Genomic DNA, 15,768 nt, shown 5'->3' with positions numbered 1-15,768 from the left:
ATCACAACCCTACCATGTCGTTCATGGCAATAATGGGCATCAAGGTGGCCACCACAATAAAGAGTACCAGCCCAGCCATTAATACAATCATTAACGGACCAAAAATACCGAGTGCAACGTTCACTTGGGCTTCAAAATCTTTATCTTGGTTATCGGCGGCACGAGAAAGCATGGGCTCCAAATCGCCGCTGCGTTCACCACTGGCAATCATGTGCAACATCATCGGGGGAAATAAGCTGGATTGGTCCAGGGCCACACGTAAACTCGCGCCTTCACGCACTTTATCCGCCGCCTCAAGGACGCGCTGACGGACGTATTGATTACTCATGACTTGCGCCGCGACTTTCATGCCATCCAGTAATGGAATCGCGCTGGCGGTACAAATAGCGAGGGTTCGAGCAAAACGGGAGGTATTGAGCCCCCGCGCCACCCGTCCGAGGATCGGTAGCGCGAGCTTTTGTTTGTCCCACGCTAAACGCCGCTGTTTATCTTTCAATAACGCGCGTATCCCCAGTAAGGCCAAGACCATCCCCCCCACGACCCAGATGCCCCAATCGAGAATAAAATCACTGGCATTTAAGAGAAATTGAGTCGATGCAGGTAGCGCCTGACCGGTTTGAACAAATTGACCGACAATATCGGGCACCACGGTCGCCAGCAAAAACGCCACGATGATGACCGAGAAAAACGTTAAAATAGCGGGGTATAGCATCGCTTGTAACAGCGTGGATTGAATCCGCTGGCGGTTCTCAACGTAATCGGCAAGGCGCGATAACACGGTACCTAAATGGCCCGCTTTTTCACCGGCGGCAATCATCGCACGGTATAATTCATCAAACACCTGCGGGTAATCTGCAAACGCATCGGCCAAGGTGTACCCTTCCATCACACGGGCGCGGACGCTGGTCATCATGCTGCCGATACGTGGCTTTTCTGCTTGCTCTGCCACCGCTTTCAAGCACTCTTCCAGTGGCATGGCGGCATCAATCAGTGTCGCCAACTGGCGTGTAATGAGGGAGAGCTCTTGTGTGCTAATCCCGCGCTGACCAGGGCTGAAAAGCGGCTGAGATGTCGACGTCTTTTGGCTCGCCCGTTTACGGGTAGTGGCATTAACGTCAAGCGGCGTAAACCCTTTATCACGCAATTGCTGGCGTGCTTGACGTGCGGTATCAGCCTCAATCACGCCTTTACGCTTACGCCCACGTTCGTCGAGGGCTTGATAGTCAAATGCAGCCATTAGCTCTCCTTGGTGACCCGCATGACTTCTTCAAGAGTGGTTTCCCCTTTTAGCACTTTCGCAAGGCCGTCATAACGAATGCTTGGGCTCTGGACGCGAACCACATCCTCAATCGCCTGCTCACCCGCATCATGGTGGATAAGTGCTTGAACTTTATCATCCACCGTCAGCAATTCATGAATACCGGTTCGACCGCGGTAGCCTTTATGATGACAGCGTTCGCATCCGTTCGATTTGTATAAAGTGATCGACTCACCGGCGTTGACTAGGCCGAGGTCGATAAATAATTGCTGTTGCCCTTCATCCGCCGTGTAGGGAATGCGGCAATGGGGGCATAACGTACGAACAAGGCGCTGCGCCAGTACCCCCAATAAAGAGGAAGACAGCAAGAAAGGCTCGATGCCCATATCTCGCAAACGGGTAACTGCCCCAATCGCGGTATTGGTGTGCAACGTTGACATCACCAGGTGGCCCGTCAACGAAGCTTGTACGGCAATTTGTGCGGTTTCTAAATCACGGATCTCCCCGACCATGACAACGTCAGGATCTTGACGCAACATAGCACGCAAGCCTCTCGCAAAGGTCATGTCCACTTTGGGGTTCACTTGCGTCTGCCCAATACCGGCCAGATCAAACTCGATCGGATCCTCCACCGTCAGAATATTGCGATCCTCACTATTAATGGTTTGTAACCCCGCGTACAAGGTGGTCGATTTCCCCGAGCCCGTCGGCCCCGTGACCAGTAAGATGCCATGGGGTTTATGAATCAATTCACGAAAACCTTGATGCAGGCGAGGGGCCATGCCCAGTTGTGCCAAATCGAGTTGCACTGCGTTTTTATCCAGTAGACGCATCACGACGCGCTCACCATGGGATGAGGGCATGGTCGATACCCGCACATCGACCGCACGCCCACCGATACGGACCGAAATACGCCCATCTTGCGGCACCCGCTTTTCAGCAATGTCGAGTTTCGCCATCACTTTTACTCGCGAGACCAATAATGGGGCAAGCTTACGACTGGGGGACAAGACTTCACGCAACACGCCGTCGACACGAAAACGGATCGATAACGCGTGCTCAAACGTTTCGATATGAATGTCTGACGCACTTTCTTTGATTGCTTCACCCAGCATCGCATTAATCAGCTTGATAATCGGCGCATCGTCCTCCGATTCCAGTAAGTCTTCACTCTGAGGCAATTCTTCGGCCAGGGAGAAAAAATCATCGCTGTCCGCGTCCGCGCCAATGTCAGCCATCAATTGCTGCGCATCGGCACTGTCACGTTGATAGAGGCGTGTCAGGTGTTGTTCGAAATCAGTCTCGGAGACCCATTCAGGCTCCATTTCCATCCCGAGCACGCGTTGCACTTCTATCAAGGTCTCGGGGGTGACGGACGCCAGGCACAGCAAACGCGTGATATGATTCTCCGTCAGCAATACCACACCATGGCGACGCGCAAAACCAAAAGGCAACTGCCACGTTGCTATGGGGTCAGCCGCTAAGGCGTTGGCGCGATCACTCATTTGCTAGCTCCGCCTGTAAGGCGCGCACTTCTGCTGGCATCACCACATCACTGTCGTAAGCAGGCAGTACCGGCTTTGCAGCGTCAGGCATCAGCTTAACGCCATCTTGTGCGCGCAGTATTTGCTCGGCTCGGATATAGTTGTATTTGCGTTGGGTGACCCCATCTGCGGTCAAACCGGTACGAATAATGGTCGGTTTGATAAACAGCATGAGGTTTTTCTTTTCCGTTTGCGTCGACGTCGACTTGAACAAATGTCCTAATACAGGAATATCCCCCAACACTGGCACCTTAGATTCACTTTCAACGGTGCGCTCGTCAATCAAACCACTCAATACAATCATTTGTTGATCACCGACCATCACCGAGGTGGTCAGCTGCCGTTTACCAAAACGCACATCGACGGCGCCACTGGCACCGAGCACGTTGGAGACTTCTTGCTCAATATCGAGTAACACCGCAGAGCCTTCGTTGATTTGCGGGGTGACTTTGAGCTTAATCCCCACATCTTTACGCTCGACGGTTTGGAACGGGTTGTCGTTATTCGAGCCCGTTTGCGAGCCGGTGATCACAGGCACTTCTTCACCCACCACAAAGGAGGCTTCTTGGTTATCGAGCACCATCAGGTTGGGTGAAGACAGGATATTCGACTCGTTGTTCGATGAGACCGCCGTCACCAGGGCGGTCCAATCGCCCATCACCACTCCCGCTGCCAGACCATTTAAGCCACCAAGTACTTCATTGAGTGCCGAATAATCGCCTGATTCGGTGATGGGGACATTGTACGGTGTGCCATCATCCCGATAGCGCACTTCAGTGCGCGTCGTGTCTTCTGCTGCTTTTTGCCCCGTGAGATAGCTTGTCACGCCTACCCCTGCGTTATTAAACTGAATCCCGCCGTTTTCCAGCGAGCCCCACTGTACACCGAGGTTCGCTCCGTCAGATTCCGACATTTCCACTATCAAGGCTTCAATCAACACCTGTGCGCGGCGAATATCGAGCTGGGAAATCACGCTCTCAAGGGTTCTTAAAATATCCGGCGGGGCGGTGATCACCAGCGAGTTAGTACCTTGATGCGAGGAAATTTGTACCGCTTGATCATTCACACTCGGCTTAGCGTTTTTTTCTTTTTCTTTCAGAAGATTATCCGAAACGCCCTGTAATACATCAACCACGTCTTCCGCTTTGGCGTAGCGAAGATAAATCACGCGACTATTGCCCGTGGTCGCCATCTCTTGGTCAAGCTGTTTGATAAGTTCGATCACGCGCTCACGGACCTTGGGCTCGCCAGAAACCAACACCGCATTCAGGCGCTCATCGGCGACAATGCGAGGCTCCAACAGCTCTGGACGGGTGTTGGCGTTGTCACGCTTATTTAACGTATCGACAATCCGTACCATTTCCGCGGCAGAGGCGTGGTCGAGACGTACGACTTCCACCTTCTTATCGCCCGCCTGATCGACGCGCTGAATAATATCGGTTAAACGATTAACCACCGCGGCCCGACCGGTAATCATGATCACATTGGCCGGATCGTAGTGGACGACATTACCTGCCCCCGCATTATTGATAAGCTGACGCAACAGGGGGGAGAGTTCGCGTACCGAGACATTTTTTACAGCGACCACGCGGGTAACCACTTCGTCTCCCACCACATTATCCCCCTCACCAACCACAGGGACCGGTGAGGTTTTCGCATCTTTGTCGCGAACCACTTTGACCACCCCGTTTTCCATTTCAACCACCGCAAAGCCATACACTTCGAGCACGTTGAGAAAAAATTGGTAGTACTGCTCATCGTCTAACGTATCGTAACTACGCACATTAATGGTGCCGCGTACCGAGGGGTCAACGATAATGGTCTTCTCAAGATTGCGCCCCACAATTTCGATGAACTCTTGAATGTCTGTGCCTTTAAACGAAGCACTGAACTCTGCCGCCCCTGCCGGTAAACCGGATACAAGCAGACTCACGGCCATGAGATAGGGGATCAGTCGTTGCCTTAGGTTCACGTCACACTCCTAACGCCGCGCGAGGCGGTTGTGATGATTTATAATGGAATCGAAATGTCATGCTGCTGCCCTTGCCGCTCGACGATTAAATCAAGCGCGCCCTGTTGTTGAATACGGGTGAGAATATCGGGAAGCGCCACCGATCGGCTCAGCGTCAGACCGTTAATGGCGATGGCGATATCGCCGGGCTGTAAGCCAGATTGCTCAAATAGCACCGGATTTTTCCCTGGCGTGAGGCGAAAGCCTTTAAGTTGTTTGGCATCACCTATCTGCGCTAACTGGACATAATCAAATAAGCGCTGCGGATCTTTCGTCAACTGTTGTGCCAAGTCAGCAGGCCAGTCAGGGCTGGTCTGCCTTCGGCGTATTGTCGGCTTTGGGGGCGTCGTGTCCCCCTTGGGTAAAGAAAAAACCGTTTGGGGCGTACTGTCCGCTTCAACGCCTGGCATCAATAACGCTTCGCGGCGGGTGCCTTGACGAAGAATGACCCGATCAGACAACACCTGATCGACACTGACTTGTGTGCCTTTGACTTGCTCCCCCACGCCATAGGTTGACTGTTGACCGCCTTTGGCGATCACGGCCAGCGCACGCGACGGTTGATTACTCGCGACCACCCCGACCAAGGTCAATTGCAACCGCGTTTCGGGGACTTGGCTGACAGATTGCTGTTGTTGTTCCGCAGAGGCCTGATACCGACCAAATAACTGGGCATTAATCGCGGGGGCTAATGAAAAAGCGCCCTCACCTGCAGCCTGATTGACCACAGCCTGACTCCCCACAGAAAGGGTAGGCGCCACGGGAGGCGTGTAGACACTCCACACGAGCCGTCCAGCCAGCCAAAACAGTAAAAGCACTAGACCCACATTTAGACACAACCGTGCCCGACCGAGTGTCAGCGCTGACACCGAGATTTTTCTTTGATGGCTTCCTGCCTGAATCATCCTTTTAAAACCAATTAATGACACCACATGCCTATTGATGGCCTTTTTAGCCATTAGATTCCACGATTAGATTACGAAAAGCTGGGCATACTAGCAAAAACACAATGTGATCTTGAGACTTTTCAGTCATAGCGGATTTATTTTATCGAACTCGCCGCCATGACGGGAGGTGGGACGGCGATGCTGTGATACTGCTCTAAAGTAAATTTTATGCTAATGTCGCCGATCCAGATTGCGCAGGAGTTGAATGATGAAAAAAAGCACATCAGCGCCTTTGACGACGGTCAGGTTGGATAAATGGTTGTGGGCCGCACGCTTTTATAAAACGCGCTCCATTGCTCGCAATATGATTGATGGTGGCAAGGTGCACTATAATGGTCAACGTGCCAAGCCCAGCAGAATGGTCGAAATCGGTGCAGAGATCCGCCTACGTCAGGGTCATGATGAGAAAACCCTCACGGTGCTGGCATTATCGGAGCAACGCCGAGGGGCCTCGATAGCACAGACTTTATACCAAGAAACCGAAAGTAGCCTCGCCAAACGCGAGCATGAAACGGAAATGCGTCGCTTAAATGCACATAACCCACGTCCTGATGGACGGCCGGATAAAAAGCAACGCCGAGATATTCGTAAGTTTAAACAAGGCACAGACTAAGGCCGCGATCGCGCCATTGCCGGAGAGAAAATGCATGTCAAACGATCAACTACACCGTTACCTATTTGAAGATGTGTCTGTTCGTGGTGAGCTGGTCAAGCTCGATGACACCTATCAGCGCATACTGGAAAATCAAGATTTCCCAGCACCGGTCAATGCCTTGCTGGGAGAAATGTTAGCCGCGACCAGCTTGTTGACCGCCACACTCAAGTTTAACGGTTCAATCACCGTCCAGCTTCAAGGCGATGGACCTGTCTCTCTCGCCGTGATTAACGGAGATCATCACCAGCAGCTGCGTGGCACCGCGCGCGTCAAAGGCGAGATAAAAGAGGGGGCCACCTTGACGGATATGATGGGGCAAGGTCAACTGATCATTACCATTGAGCCTGTCGATGGTGAGCGCTATCAAGGCATTGTTGGGTTAGAGTCTGACCACTTACAAGGGTGCCTGGAAGATTATTTCACCCGTTCAGAGCAGTTAAAGACTCGTCTTTGGCTGCGTACGGGTGAGCACGACGGTAAGCCCCATGCGGCTGGGATGATGCTGCAGGTGCTCCCCGACGGTAAAGGTGATGAGGGGGATTTTGAACATCTAACTCAGCTTACTGACACCATTAAAAATGATGAACTTTTCAGTTTGAGCGCCAAAGATGTGCTTTATCGCTTGTACCATCAGGAGCAAGTAACCCTGTATCCAGCCCAAGATGTTGTTTTTAAATGTAGCTGTTCACGTGAGCGCAGTGCCAGCGCGATTGCGGCTATTGAGCGTAGTGAAGTCGATAAAATGGTCGCTGAAATGGGCACCATTCATTTGCACTGCGATTACTGTGGCACAGACTACGCTTTCGATAATGTTGATGTTGCAGCCATTTTCGATCAAAACGCGAATTCAACCTCACAAATGCAGTAATGCCGTGCTACATTTTTAGCGCTTCGAAGTAAACTAGCCTGACCAAGTTCAAAAGCCAGCATAAAGCTGGCTTTTTTCTTATTTCTACCCGACTTAACTCACATTTTTTTCCGCATTATTTTTGTACAAACAATAATAGGTCTTTGGGTAGCGCAAACGTTTAACTAAGCGTTACCATGTCTATGACATGGCACCTGGTGGTCCGTACCCTACAATCAAAATAGCCCCAGCGTGCAATCGTGTATGGAGTCAGTCCCTGAAGATACATTTCAGGTAGCTAGCACAAAGACAGTTAACAACATCTTACCCCAAGGAGCACCTATGACTGTCCTGAACGTCGAACCCGAGGTCGCTGACATCGATCTTTCCCGTCATGGTCTGGAAAATGTCAAAGAAGTTATCCGTAATCCCTCTTATGAGCAGTTGTTCGAGGAAGAAACCAAACCTGAGCTGGAAGGCTATGAAAAAGGCGTGGTGACCGAGCTCGGCGCGGTGTCAGTAGACACAGGTATTTTTACCGGTCGTTCCCCAAAAGATAAGTACATTGTTCGCGATGACACTACCCGCGATACTGTATGGTGGTCTGATCAAGGAAAGAACGACAACAAACCCATTGATCACGCCGTGTGGAAAGATCTCAAAGCACTGGTCACCCATCAACTCTCAGGCAAACGCTTATTCGTGATTGATGGCTATTGTGGCGCCAACCCGAATACCCGATTACGCATTCGCGTGATCACCGAAGTCGCGTGGCAAGCACACTTCGTCAAAAATATGTTTATCCGCCCAACCAATGAAGAACTCAAAGACTTTGAGCCCGATTTTGTGGTGATGAATGGTGCCAAGTGTGTGAACACCAAATGGCGCGAGCAAGGGTTAAACTCAGAAAACTTTACCGTTTTCAATCTCACCGAACGGGTACAGCTGATTGGCGGCACCTGGTATGGCGGTGAAATGAAAAAAGGCATGTTTGCGATGATGAACTACTTCTTGCCCTTGCAAGATATCGCTTCCATGCACTGCTCTGCCAATATGGGCAAAGACGGTGACGTCGCTATCTTCTTTGGTCTGTCGGGAACAGGTAAAACCACCCTGTCTACCGATCCCAAACGCCAGCTGATAGGGGATGATGAACATGGCTGGGATGATCATGGTGTCTTTAACTTCGAGGGCGGGTGCTACGCCAAAACCATCAAGTTATCGAAAGACGCTGAACCTGACATCTACAACGCCATCCGTCGCGATGCGCTTTTAGAGAATGTCACCGTTCGCAGTGATGGTCGTATCGACTTTGACGATAACTCCAAAACAGAGAACACCCGCGTCTCCTACCCGATTTATCACATCGATAATATCGTTAAACCCGTATCAAAAGGCGGCCATGCCAACAAGGTGATCTTCTTGTCAGCAGATGCCTTTGGCGTACTGCCACCGGTGTCAAAATTAACGCCAGAGCAAACTAAGTACCATTTCTTATCTGGTTTCACAGCTAAGTTGGCGGGGACTGAGCGCGGTATTACCGAACCGACACCGGCTTTCTCTGCGGCTTTTGGCGCTGCCTTCCTCACCTTACACCCAACAAAATACGCTGAAGTGTTAGTGAAGCGAATGGAAGCGGCAGGCGCGGAGGCCTACTTGGTGAATACTGGGTGGAATGGCTCCGGTGATCGAATTTCCATTAAAGATACCCGCGCCATTATCGACGCTATCTTGGACGGCTCCATCGAAAAAGCGGAGACCAAAGTCATTCCTGTGTTTAACTTGGAAATCCCGGTCTCATTGGAGGAAGTGAACGATGGTATTCTCGACCCTCGCGATACCTACGTGGATCCTTTGCAATGGGAAAGTAAAGCCAAAGACTTGGCACAACGTTTTATCAATAATTTCGATAAATATACGGATACGACGGAAGGGGCAGCCTTAGTATCGGCAGGTCCGCAGCTCGATTAGTCCGTTTGCCCCGTACCGCCCTCGCGGTATGGGGCATCAACGTGAAATATTCATATGGGCTAATAGTTGAAGTTAGGGCATTTTTGCGCCAATCTTAGACCTATTCGTCGCCTTGATAGGGTCTATTCATGCGCATTCTGGCCAAATTGTTTGCCAGCTTCGTTATTCTCAGTGTCACTGCCCTACTGGTTATAGTGGTGATACTTCATACTCGCCACAGCACCCAGCTGTTCCATACCTTGGTAACGCCGTTAGTGCCTGGTGAGCTCACCGTTAAGCAAATCCATTATCATTGGCGTCACCCACTGACTCTTTCACTGACGCAGCCTGACTATCAACGCGATGGCCAACATTGGCAGGCCGATACGATCCAAATTCAGTTTTCGTCCAACCAAATATCGCATCTTCAGTGGGCACGAATTGATGGTCTCACCCTCAATCTTACTGATCATGCCGTTCCCCATCTCAATATGCTGCCCAAAACGCTCAGCATTGGACGCGTGTTATTCAACAATCTCACTATCAAGGGATCAAACTGGCAAGCGAGCCAGGTTAGCGCACAACTTGATGATTGGCGTAAAGGTCAATCACCGGTTGGTGAGGTCAGTGGTCGGGTGCAATGGCAGATAAAACAGGTCAATTGGCAAGGGCTTCGCCTTTCCCAACTGCTGCTAGATGCGATGCCGACGCCATCAGGCTGGCAGCTCAATGGCGTATCTTTTCAATGGCAACGGGCGGCTTTCAGCGCACAAGGTACCTGGCAACCTGGGACGCTCGCATTAACGCAATTGACCGTTAGCGATATGATCATTGACAGTGAGCAAACTCACCAACGCCTTATCAAGACGCTATCGCGATGGCCTGACACCACGACCTTGACGATTGAACGTGCTGATATTCGCCAGCTCAGTGCCGACACCAATACGTTATCCATCAATAACCTGACTCTCTCCGCCGAACAACTACGGTTTTCGCCTCATACCCCCTGGTGGCAACAGCCTCAACTGCGTGCGTCGTTCAACGCAGACTATGTCCGTTGGCAAGAACAAACCTGGGAACAGCCCCTGGGTGACATCGAACGCCACGGAGAAACTTGGGTAATCAATCAATTAACAAGCCAATGGCAAGAGGGATTTATCGCCTTGTCCGGACAGTTTTCTGACAGTGATTGGCAGATAGACAGATTACAAGCCAATGGGCTCACCCTGAGCCAACCGATACTTGCCCCTCTCATCCAAACGCTCCCCAACTGGCCAGACCGCCTCTCTATTACCGATTTATCGCTCAAGCACAACGAGTGGCTGGCTTTATCCACGCAGTTTCCGGTAAAAATCAGTGGCATTGATGTCGATGGTCGCACTTTACGGTTACACCACCGTAAACAATGGCAGCTTACCAATGGCGTGCTTACCGCGAGTGCCAACCACGCCAGCATCAATCATCAATGGCTAGCAGAGCCCTATTTACGCCTTGATGCTAATGATGGCAAGATAACGCTTCATCAATTGCTCCTCGGCTTTCCTGATGGCCAACTCGCCGCGTCTGGGCAGTGGAATATAAACACCCCGAGCCAACCTTGGGCATTACAGGTAGATGGCTTACAAATCCCCCTGTCGATTTACCAAGATTGGTTTAACTGGCCTCTGCCACTCAGCGGCTTCCATGATATCGAGGGGGAGTGGTCGGGACTGGCCGCGGATAAAGAAAGCTTCAGTGTGGGCCTGAATGGCAAGATGGAAATCGTGCTGTTCGATGCTCAAGCCAATGTGGATCCCGATAAAGATTGGTCTGAGCGTATTGCCATTTGGTTCAGTGATAAACGCTCAGGCACCCGGCAAGAGCAAGCGTTCCCCTTTGAGTCTCTTTCCATCGAAGCCGACCGTGGGCTGATAACAGGGGAGCTACAGGGTGATACACCACGACTAATCAATTGGCCCATTTTTCAACACACGGCTCCGCGTATCCGTTAACGCAGTAACGCTAACTGAGGCGCAGGCTGGGCCGTGGCGCCATCCTCTGACGGTAATAAGACATAGGTGCCTGTAAAAACACCGGCCTTTTCATCGCCACTAAAAAACTCCACTTCCAAGGTGACACGTGCTCGGCGTCCGTTTTCAAGCCTGTCTAGCTCACCACTCAGGCTATCCAGTGACACACTGGCTCTTGGGCGTTCCGCCACAGGGCGGCGATAACGAATATGGCTGTCGGCGAGGACAATATCAGCACTCAGTTGACGCTCCTTCATTAACAGCCATACCATTCCCCACCCGGCCAAGGTCGCCAGGCTAAATATGCTACCTGCAAACATGGTCTGGCGCGGGTTTAAATTGGCATTCAAATTGGCACAGACCTCAAAGCTATAACCGGTAAATTGGCTGATCTGAACCCCCATTTTGTCGCTGATCGGGATTTGTGCTTGCCAACGCTGCTGTAGCTCCGTACACCACTCAGGTCGACGCACCACGTCCGATAACGGGTCTAACGATTTAACCATCTGCTGATGACGAATGGGGCCACGTTCATCGCTCAGATCGCCCTGGCTGATGAAGTCGTGTTGGGCATAAAAACTCACCGCTTCTTCTCGCGCACGACAAACCAGGCGTTTTGCCCCTTCTTGTCGTGCTAACGACTCCAGTGCCATCAAAACTAACGCCCCGAGACCACGGTTTCGGTAATCAGGCGATACTGCCATATAACGGATTTGACCATCATTATCTGGCGTGAGGTACAAGCGTCCGATCGCGACGGGGGCATCATCACTGTCCACTATCATGCGATGATACGCACTCACATCATATGCATCACGTTCTGAGCCACGAGGAGAATGCCAAGGTTCTCGTAACATCCGATAACGGAAGTCATAATAGCGCGCAAGCTCTTCCTCTGAGCGCGGTGTCACAATTCTAAACATGCCTGTCTCTCCTTGTTAGGCGTCTCTCTAAACCTGAAGCCAGAATGTCACTGGGCCATCATTCACTAAGCACACTTTCATGTCCGCGCCAAATTGCCCAGTTTGCGTCTTAAAGCCGGTTTGTCGGCAAGCCTGACAAAACACTTCGTATAATCGCTCTGCTTCTTGCGGTGAGGCTCCTGAAAAACTCGGACGCATGCCTTTTGTGGTGTTCGCCGCTAACGTAAATTGTGACACCACCAGCAATTCACCACTGGCTTGTGATACATTTAAATTCATCTTCCCGGCGTCATCTTCAAAGACACGATAGCCACCGACTTTATGCGCGAGTTTGGCGGCATGAGTCTCCGTGTCACCTTTCTCAACACCCAGTAACACCACCAACCCTTTTCCAATGGCGCCCGTGCTCACACCATCAACTGTGACATTGGCTTCACTCACGCGTTGAATTAAGGCAATCATACTGCTCCTTATTATATCTTGGGGCGTTATCCCGATCCCCTTGACTGGCGAGTGCGTCCTGGCTCTCAGAAGAATCCATGCGAGGCCACCAACGGTCTGACTCTCTGAGCGTGGCCGTAACCTGAGCACCAAACAGCACAATACACCAACTAAAATACACCCATACGAAGAGGATCGGCACCACGGCTAATGCGCCATATATGAGTTGATAGGACGGAAAATGAGTCACATACAAGGCGAACACTTTCTTACTCAGCTCAAAGAGCACACTCGCAACTGCCGCTCCCACCAGGGCATGACGAAGCCGCACCCGCGTATTCGGCACTAGAGTATACAACCCCATAAATGTCAGTGTGGTCAGAAGAAAAGGAAGTACCCTGAGTAAGGTTGTTAATAAATCATTGGCGATGCCACTTTGTAGTAACGACAACGACGTCAAATACGAGCTCAATGCAATGCTGGTCCCAATCAGTATCGGCCCCAACGTCAGCACCATCCAGTAAATGGAAAAAGCGATCATCATTGGTCGCTTAGTTTGTATTTTAAATGTGTGGTTTAAGCTTTTGTCGATCGCAGAGATAAGCATAATCGCAACGACAAAAAGAAAGCTGACGCCCACCGCTGTCATTTTTCCGGCATTGGCGACAAACTCATTGAGATAGCGCGCCACGACCTCTCCCGCTGCCGGGACAAAGTTATTAATCACAAACTGTTGTAAGGTGCCACCGACCTCAGAAAATCCCGGAAAACTTGAAAATGCCGACAATACCACAGTGACTAAAGGCACCAAGGAGAGCAATGTCACGTAAGCCATATAGCCCGCACTAACGGTCAGTCTATCTTCGCCCATGCGCCGCCATAGATGTGTCAGCATCGCCATTAACCAATCGTAGCGATGACGCCAAATCGCCTGATCCTGGAGCCTTATTTTGCGCATCCTTCCACCTTAACCTTGTGTTAGCTTAAGCGTAATGAGTGTACATGATTTATAACTAAGGCGTTGCCTGTATGAGCAATTCCAGCCCCAGCGCGTTTTCTACCCCTTGTTTCTCAGACAAAAAAGGCACCCGAAGGTGCCTTTTTGATCGTATCGTGGTGTTGTCACATCACGATGTGAGTACGATTAACCTTTACGGCCAGCTCGCTTACGATCATTTTCAGTCAACAGCTTTTTACGAATACGGATGCTCTCTGGTGTCGCTTCGACCAGTTCATCGTCATCAATAAACTCAAGCGCTTGCTCCAAAGTATACTTGATCGCAGGGCTCAGCACCTGAGCTTCATCGGTTCCTGATGCACGCACGTTGGTGAGCTGCTTACCTTTCAGGCAGTTAACCGTTAGATCGTTCGCGCGGTTATGAATACCGATGATCTGGCCTTCGTACACCTCGTCACCGTGCTCAGCAAACAGGCGACCGCGATCTTGTAGGTTAAACAGTGCATAGGTCAGTGCTTTACCGGCAGCATTGGAAATCAACACACCGTTATTGCGCTGGCCAATATCACCGCCTTTGAATTTACCGTAGTGATCAAACGTATGGTAAATCAGGCCAGAGCCTGACGTCAGGGTCAAAAACTCGGTTTGGAAACCAATCAGACCCCGTGACGGCATCACAAAGTCCATACGCACACGGCCTTTACCGTCTGGCAGCATGTTGGTCAGTTCACCTTTACGTAGGCCGATACTTTCCATCACCCCGCCTTGGTTCTCTTCGAGTACGTCGATGGTCACGGTTTCAAAGGGTTCGAATTTTTCGCCGTTTTCTTCTTTGATGATCACTTCAGGGCGAGACATGGCAAGCTCAAAGCCTTCGCGGCGCATATTCTCGATCAGGATAGACAAATGCAGCTCACCGCGACCCGACACTCGGAACTTGTCCGGGTTATCGGTTTCTTCAACACGCAGAGCCACGTTATGTACCAGCTCTTTTTGTAAGCGCTCAAGGATATTGCGTGACGTCACGTACTTACCTTCCAAACCGGCAAACGGTGATGTATTCACTTGGAACGTCATGGTGACTGTCGGCTCATCAACGGTCAGTGGCGGTAGCGCTTCAACGTTACTTGGATCGCAAATCGTGTCTGAAATTTTCAGTTCACCCAACCCAGTGATCGCAATAATATCGCCCGCAGAGGCTTCAGCGACATCGGTACGGTCAAGGCCTAGGTAGCCCAACACACTGCCCACTTTGCCGTTACGCTTGCTGCCATCGGCACTGACAATCGTCACCTGCTGGTTCGGTTTTACCGAGCCACGCGTGATACGACCGACGCCGATAACACCGACATATGAGTTGTAATCGAGCTGAGACACCTGCATTTGCAAAGGAGTGGTGATGTCAACATCCGGCGCGTCCACGTTATCAACGATGGCGTTGAACAGTGGCTCCATATTTTCACCTACGGTGGCTTCATCCAAGCTTGCCCAGCCATTCAGGGCTGACGCATATACCACTTGGAAATCGAGCTGCTCGTCTGTTGCACCTAAGGTGTCAAACAGATCGAACACCTGATCCATGACCCAATCAGGACGTGCGCCCGGACGGTCAATTTTGTTGATGACCAAAATAGGTTTAAGGCCATGAGCAAAGGCTTTTTGGGTCACGAAACGGGTTTGAGGCATTGGGCCATCAACCGCATCCACAACCAGCAATACCGAATCAACCATCGACATGATACGCTCAACTTCACCGCCGAAATCGGCGTGCCCAGGGGTATCAACGATGTTAATCCGATAATCATTCCAGTTAATGGCGGTGTTTTTCGCCAAAATGGTGATGCCACGCTCTTTCTCAATATCGTTTGAGTCCATGACACGCTCTTCCACCTCACCGCGGGAAGCCAGCGTACCGGATTGCTGAAGCAGCTTATCCACTAGCGTGGTTTTACCGTGGTCAACGTGGGCAATAATGGCGATATTTCTTAATTTATCTGTTTGTATTTTGGTCATGGACTCTCTTTTTCACTCGTTAGACGCGGCGCGTGCCGAACCTGACACGCTGAGACAGCGTATACTAGCACGACAGGGCCACCATCTGATTAAAAAAACGGCCGTAATGTACCAGATTTTGTCGTAAAACCCACCTTATTCTGTGAATCAGCTCACTATCAAAGTGGTTTAACTGCTGTCCACCTGGTCATTTATTAAGCAAATACAAGGGT

Annotated in this window: 12 protein-coding genes; 4 read left to right on the top strand and 8 right to left on the bottom strand. The window is 50.9% G+C overall.

The genetic code is table 11. The annotated features are described in order from the left end of the window. Position 1: 1 nt before the first annotated feature. The 4 genes from gspF to gspC form a co-directional block, all read right to left on the bottom strand. Positions 2 to 1,237 (bottom strand): type II secretion system inner membrane protein GspF, encoded by a 1,236-nt coding sequence (gene gspF / locus BUQ98_RS11675; protein WP_074213980.1) that lies wholly within the window; start codon positions 1,235 to 1,237, stop codon positions 2 to 4. Beyond that, positions 1,237 to 2,763 (bottom strand): type II secretion system ATPase GspE, encoded by a 1,527-nt coding sequence (gene gspE, locus BUQ98_RS11670; RefSeq protein ID WP_074213979.1) that lies wholly within the window; start codon positions 2,761 to 2,763, stop codon positions 1,237 to 1,239. The genes gspF and gspE overlap by 1 nt, the downstream gene beginning before the upstream one ends. Next, positions 2,756 to 4,741: a type II secretion system secretin GspD gene (gene gspD / locus BUQ98_RS11665; RefSeq protein ID WP_074213978.1), complete on the bottom strand. Its 1,986-nt coding sequence runs from the start codon at positions 4,739 to 4,741 to the stop codon at positions 2,756 to 2,758. The genes gspE and gspD overlap by 8 nt, the downstream gene beginning before the upstream one ends. A gap of 71 nt (positions 4,742 to 4,812) precedes the next feature. Beyond that, positions 4,813 to 5,631 carry a type II secretion system protein GspC gene (gene gspC, locus BUQ98_RS11660; RefSeq protein WP_074213977.1) on the bottom strand — a complete coding sequence of 273 codons (819 nt, stop codon included), beginning with the start codon at positions 5,629 to 5,631 and terminating at the stop codon, positions 4,813 to 4,815. 337 nt (positions 5,632 to 5,968) lie between these two features. Between gspC and hslR the strand changes: the two genes are divergently transcribed. The 4 genes from hslR to BUQ98_RS11640 all read left to right on the top strand — a co-directional run bounded on the left by hslR (position 5,969) and on the right by BUQ98_RS11640 (position 11,203). After that, complete coding sequence (hslR, locus tag BUQ98_RS11655) at positions 5,969 to 6,373, top strand: ribosome-associated heat shock protein Hsp15 (protein WP_074213976.1); 405 nt, start codon at positions 5,969 to 5,971, stop codon at positions 6,371 to 6,373. 34 nt (positions 6,374 to 6,407) lie between these two features. Beyond that, positions 6,408 to 7,283, top strand: a complete 876-nt coding sequence (gene hslO, locus BUQ98_RS11650; protein ID WP_074213975.1) for an Hsp33 family molecular chaperone HslO — start codon at positions 6,408 to 6,410, stop codon at positions 7,281 to 7,283. Positions 7,284 to 7,604: 321 nt separating this feature from the next. Continuing rightward, positions 7,605 to 9,233: a phosphoenolpyruvate carboxykinase (ATP) gene (gene pckA, locus BUQ98_RS11645; RefSeq protein ID WP_074213974.1), complete on the top strand. Its 1,629-nt coding sequence runs from the start codon at positions 7,605 to 7,607 to the stop codon at positions 9,231 to 9,233. Between the two features lie 128 nt (positions 9,234 to 9,361). Then, on the top strand, positions 9,362 to 11,203 hold the full coding sequence (locus BUQ98_RS11640) for an AsmA family protein (protein WP_074213973.1): 1,842 nt from the start codon (positions 9,362 to 9,364) through the stop codon (positions 11,201 to 11,203). Here BUQ98_RS11640 and BUQ98_RS11635 read toward each other — a convergent pair. The 4 genes from BUQ98_RS11635 to typA all read right to left on the bottom strand — a co-directional run bounded on the left by BUQ98_RS11635 (position 11,200) and on the right by typA (position 15,556). Beyond that, positions 11,200 to 12,144 (bottom strand): bifunctional GNAT family N-acetyltransferase/hotdog fold thioesterase, encoded by a 945-nt coding sequence (locus tag BUQ98_RS11635; protein ID WP_074213972.1) that lies wholly within the window; start codon positions 12,142 to 12,144, stop codon positions 11,200 to 11,202. The genes BUQ98_RS11640 and BUQ98_RS11635 overlap by 4 nt on opposite strands. A gap of 27 nt (positions 12,145 to 12,171) precedes the next feature. Then, positions 12,172 to 12,606, bottom strand: coding sequence for a D-aminoacyl-tRNA deacylase (gene dtd, locus BUQ98_RS11630; protein WP_074213971.1), 435 nt, complete (start codon positions 12,604 to 12,606; stop codon positions 12,172 to 12,174). Then, positions 12,578 to 13,543, bottom strand: a complete 966-nt coding sequence (locus tag BUQ98_RS11625; RefSeq protein WP_074213970.1) for a virulence factor BrkB family protein — start codon at positions 13,541 to 13,543, stop codon at positions 12,578 to 12,580. The genes dtd and BUQ98_RS11625 overlap by 29 nt, the downstream gene beginning before the upstream one ends. 186 nt (positions 13,544 to 13,729) lie before the next feature. Continuing rightward, positions 13,730 to 15,556: a translational GTPase TypA gene (gene typA / locus BUQ98_RS11620; RefSeq protein ID WP_074213969.1), complete on the bottom strand. Its 1,827-nt coding sequence runs from the start codon at positions 15,554 to 15,556 to the stop codon at positions 13,730 to 13,732. Between the last annotated feature and the right edge of the window lie 212 nt (positions 15,557 to 15,768).

Origin of the sequence: Salinivibrio sp. ES.052 (assembly GCF_900141775.1) — a bacterium.
Taxonomy (GTDB): Bacteria; Pseudomonadota; Gammaproteobacteria; order Enterobacterales; family Vibrionaceae; genus Salinivibrio.
Note: the sequence above shows the minus strand (reverse complement) of the source record. Positions and strands in the feature narration are given on the sequence as shown.

What these genes read in the sequence shown, in the direction of transcription:
- gspF (WP_074213980.1), bottom strand. Translation starts at nt 1,237, where the DNA reads ATGGCTGCATTTGACTATCAAGCCCTCGACGAACGTGGGCGTAAGCGT.
- gspE (WP_074213979.1), bottom strand. Translation starts at nt 2,763, where the DNA reads ATGAGTGATCGCGCCAACGCCTTAGCGGCTGACCCCATAGCAACGTGG.
- gspD (WP_074213978.1), bottom strand. Translation starts at nt 4,741, where the DNA reads ATGGCCGTGAGTCTGCTTGTATCCGGTTTACCGGCAGGGGCGGCAGAG.
- hslR (WP_074213976.1), top strand. Translation starts at nt 5,969, where the DNA reads ATGAAAAAAAGCACATCAGCGCCTTTGACGACGGTCAGGTTGGATAAA.
- hslO (WP_074213975.1), top strand. Translation starts at nt 6,408, where the DNA reads ATGTCAAACGATCAACTACACCGTTACCTATTTGAAGATGTGTCTGTT.
- pckA (WP_074213974.1), top strand. Translation starts at nt 7,605, where the DNA reads ATGACTGTCCTGAACGTCGAACCCGAGGTCGCTGACATCGATCTTTCC.
- BUQ98_RS11640 (WP_074213973.1), top strand. Translation starts at nt 9,362, where the DNA reads ATGCGCATTCTGGCCAAATTGTTTGCCAGCTTCGTTATTCTCAGTGTC.
- BUQ98_RS11635 (WP_074213972.1), bottom strand. Translation starts at nt 12,144, where the DNA reads ATGTTTAGAATTGTGACACCGCGCTCAGAGGAAGAGCTTGCGCGCTAT.
- dtd (WP_074213971.1), bottom strand. Translation starts at nt 12,606, where the DNA reads ATGATTGCCTTAATTCAACGCGTGAGTGAAGCCAATGTCACAGTTGAT.
- BUQ98_RS11625 (WP_074213970.1), bottom strand. Translation starts at nt 13,543, where the DNA reads ATGCGCAAAATAAGGCTCCAGGATCAGGCGATTTGGCGTCATCGCTAC.
- typA (WP_074213969.1), bottom strand. Translation starts at nt 15,556, where the DNA reads ATGACCAAAATACAAACAGATAAATTAAGAAATATCGCCATTATTGCC.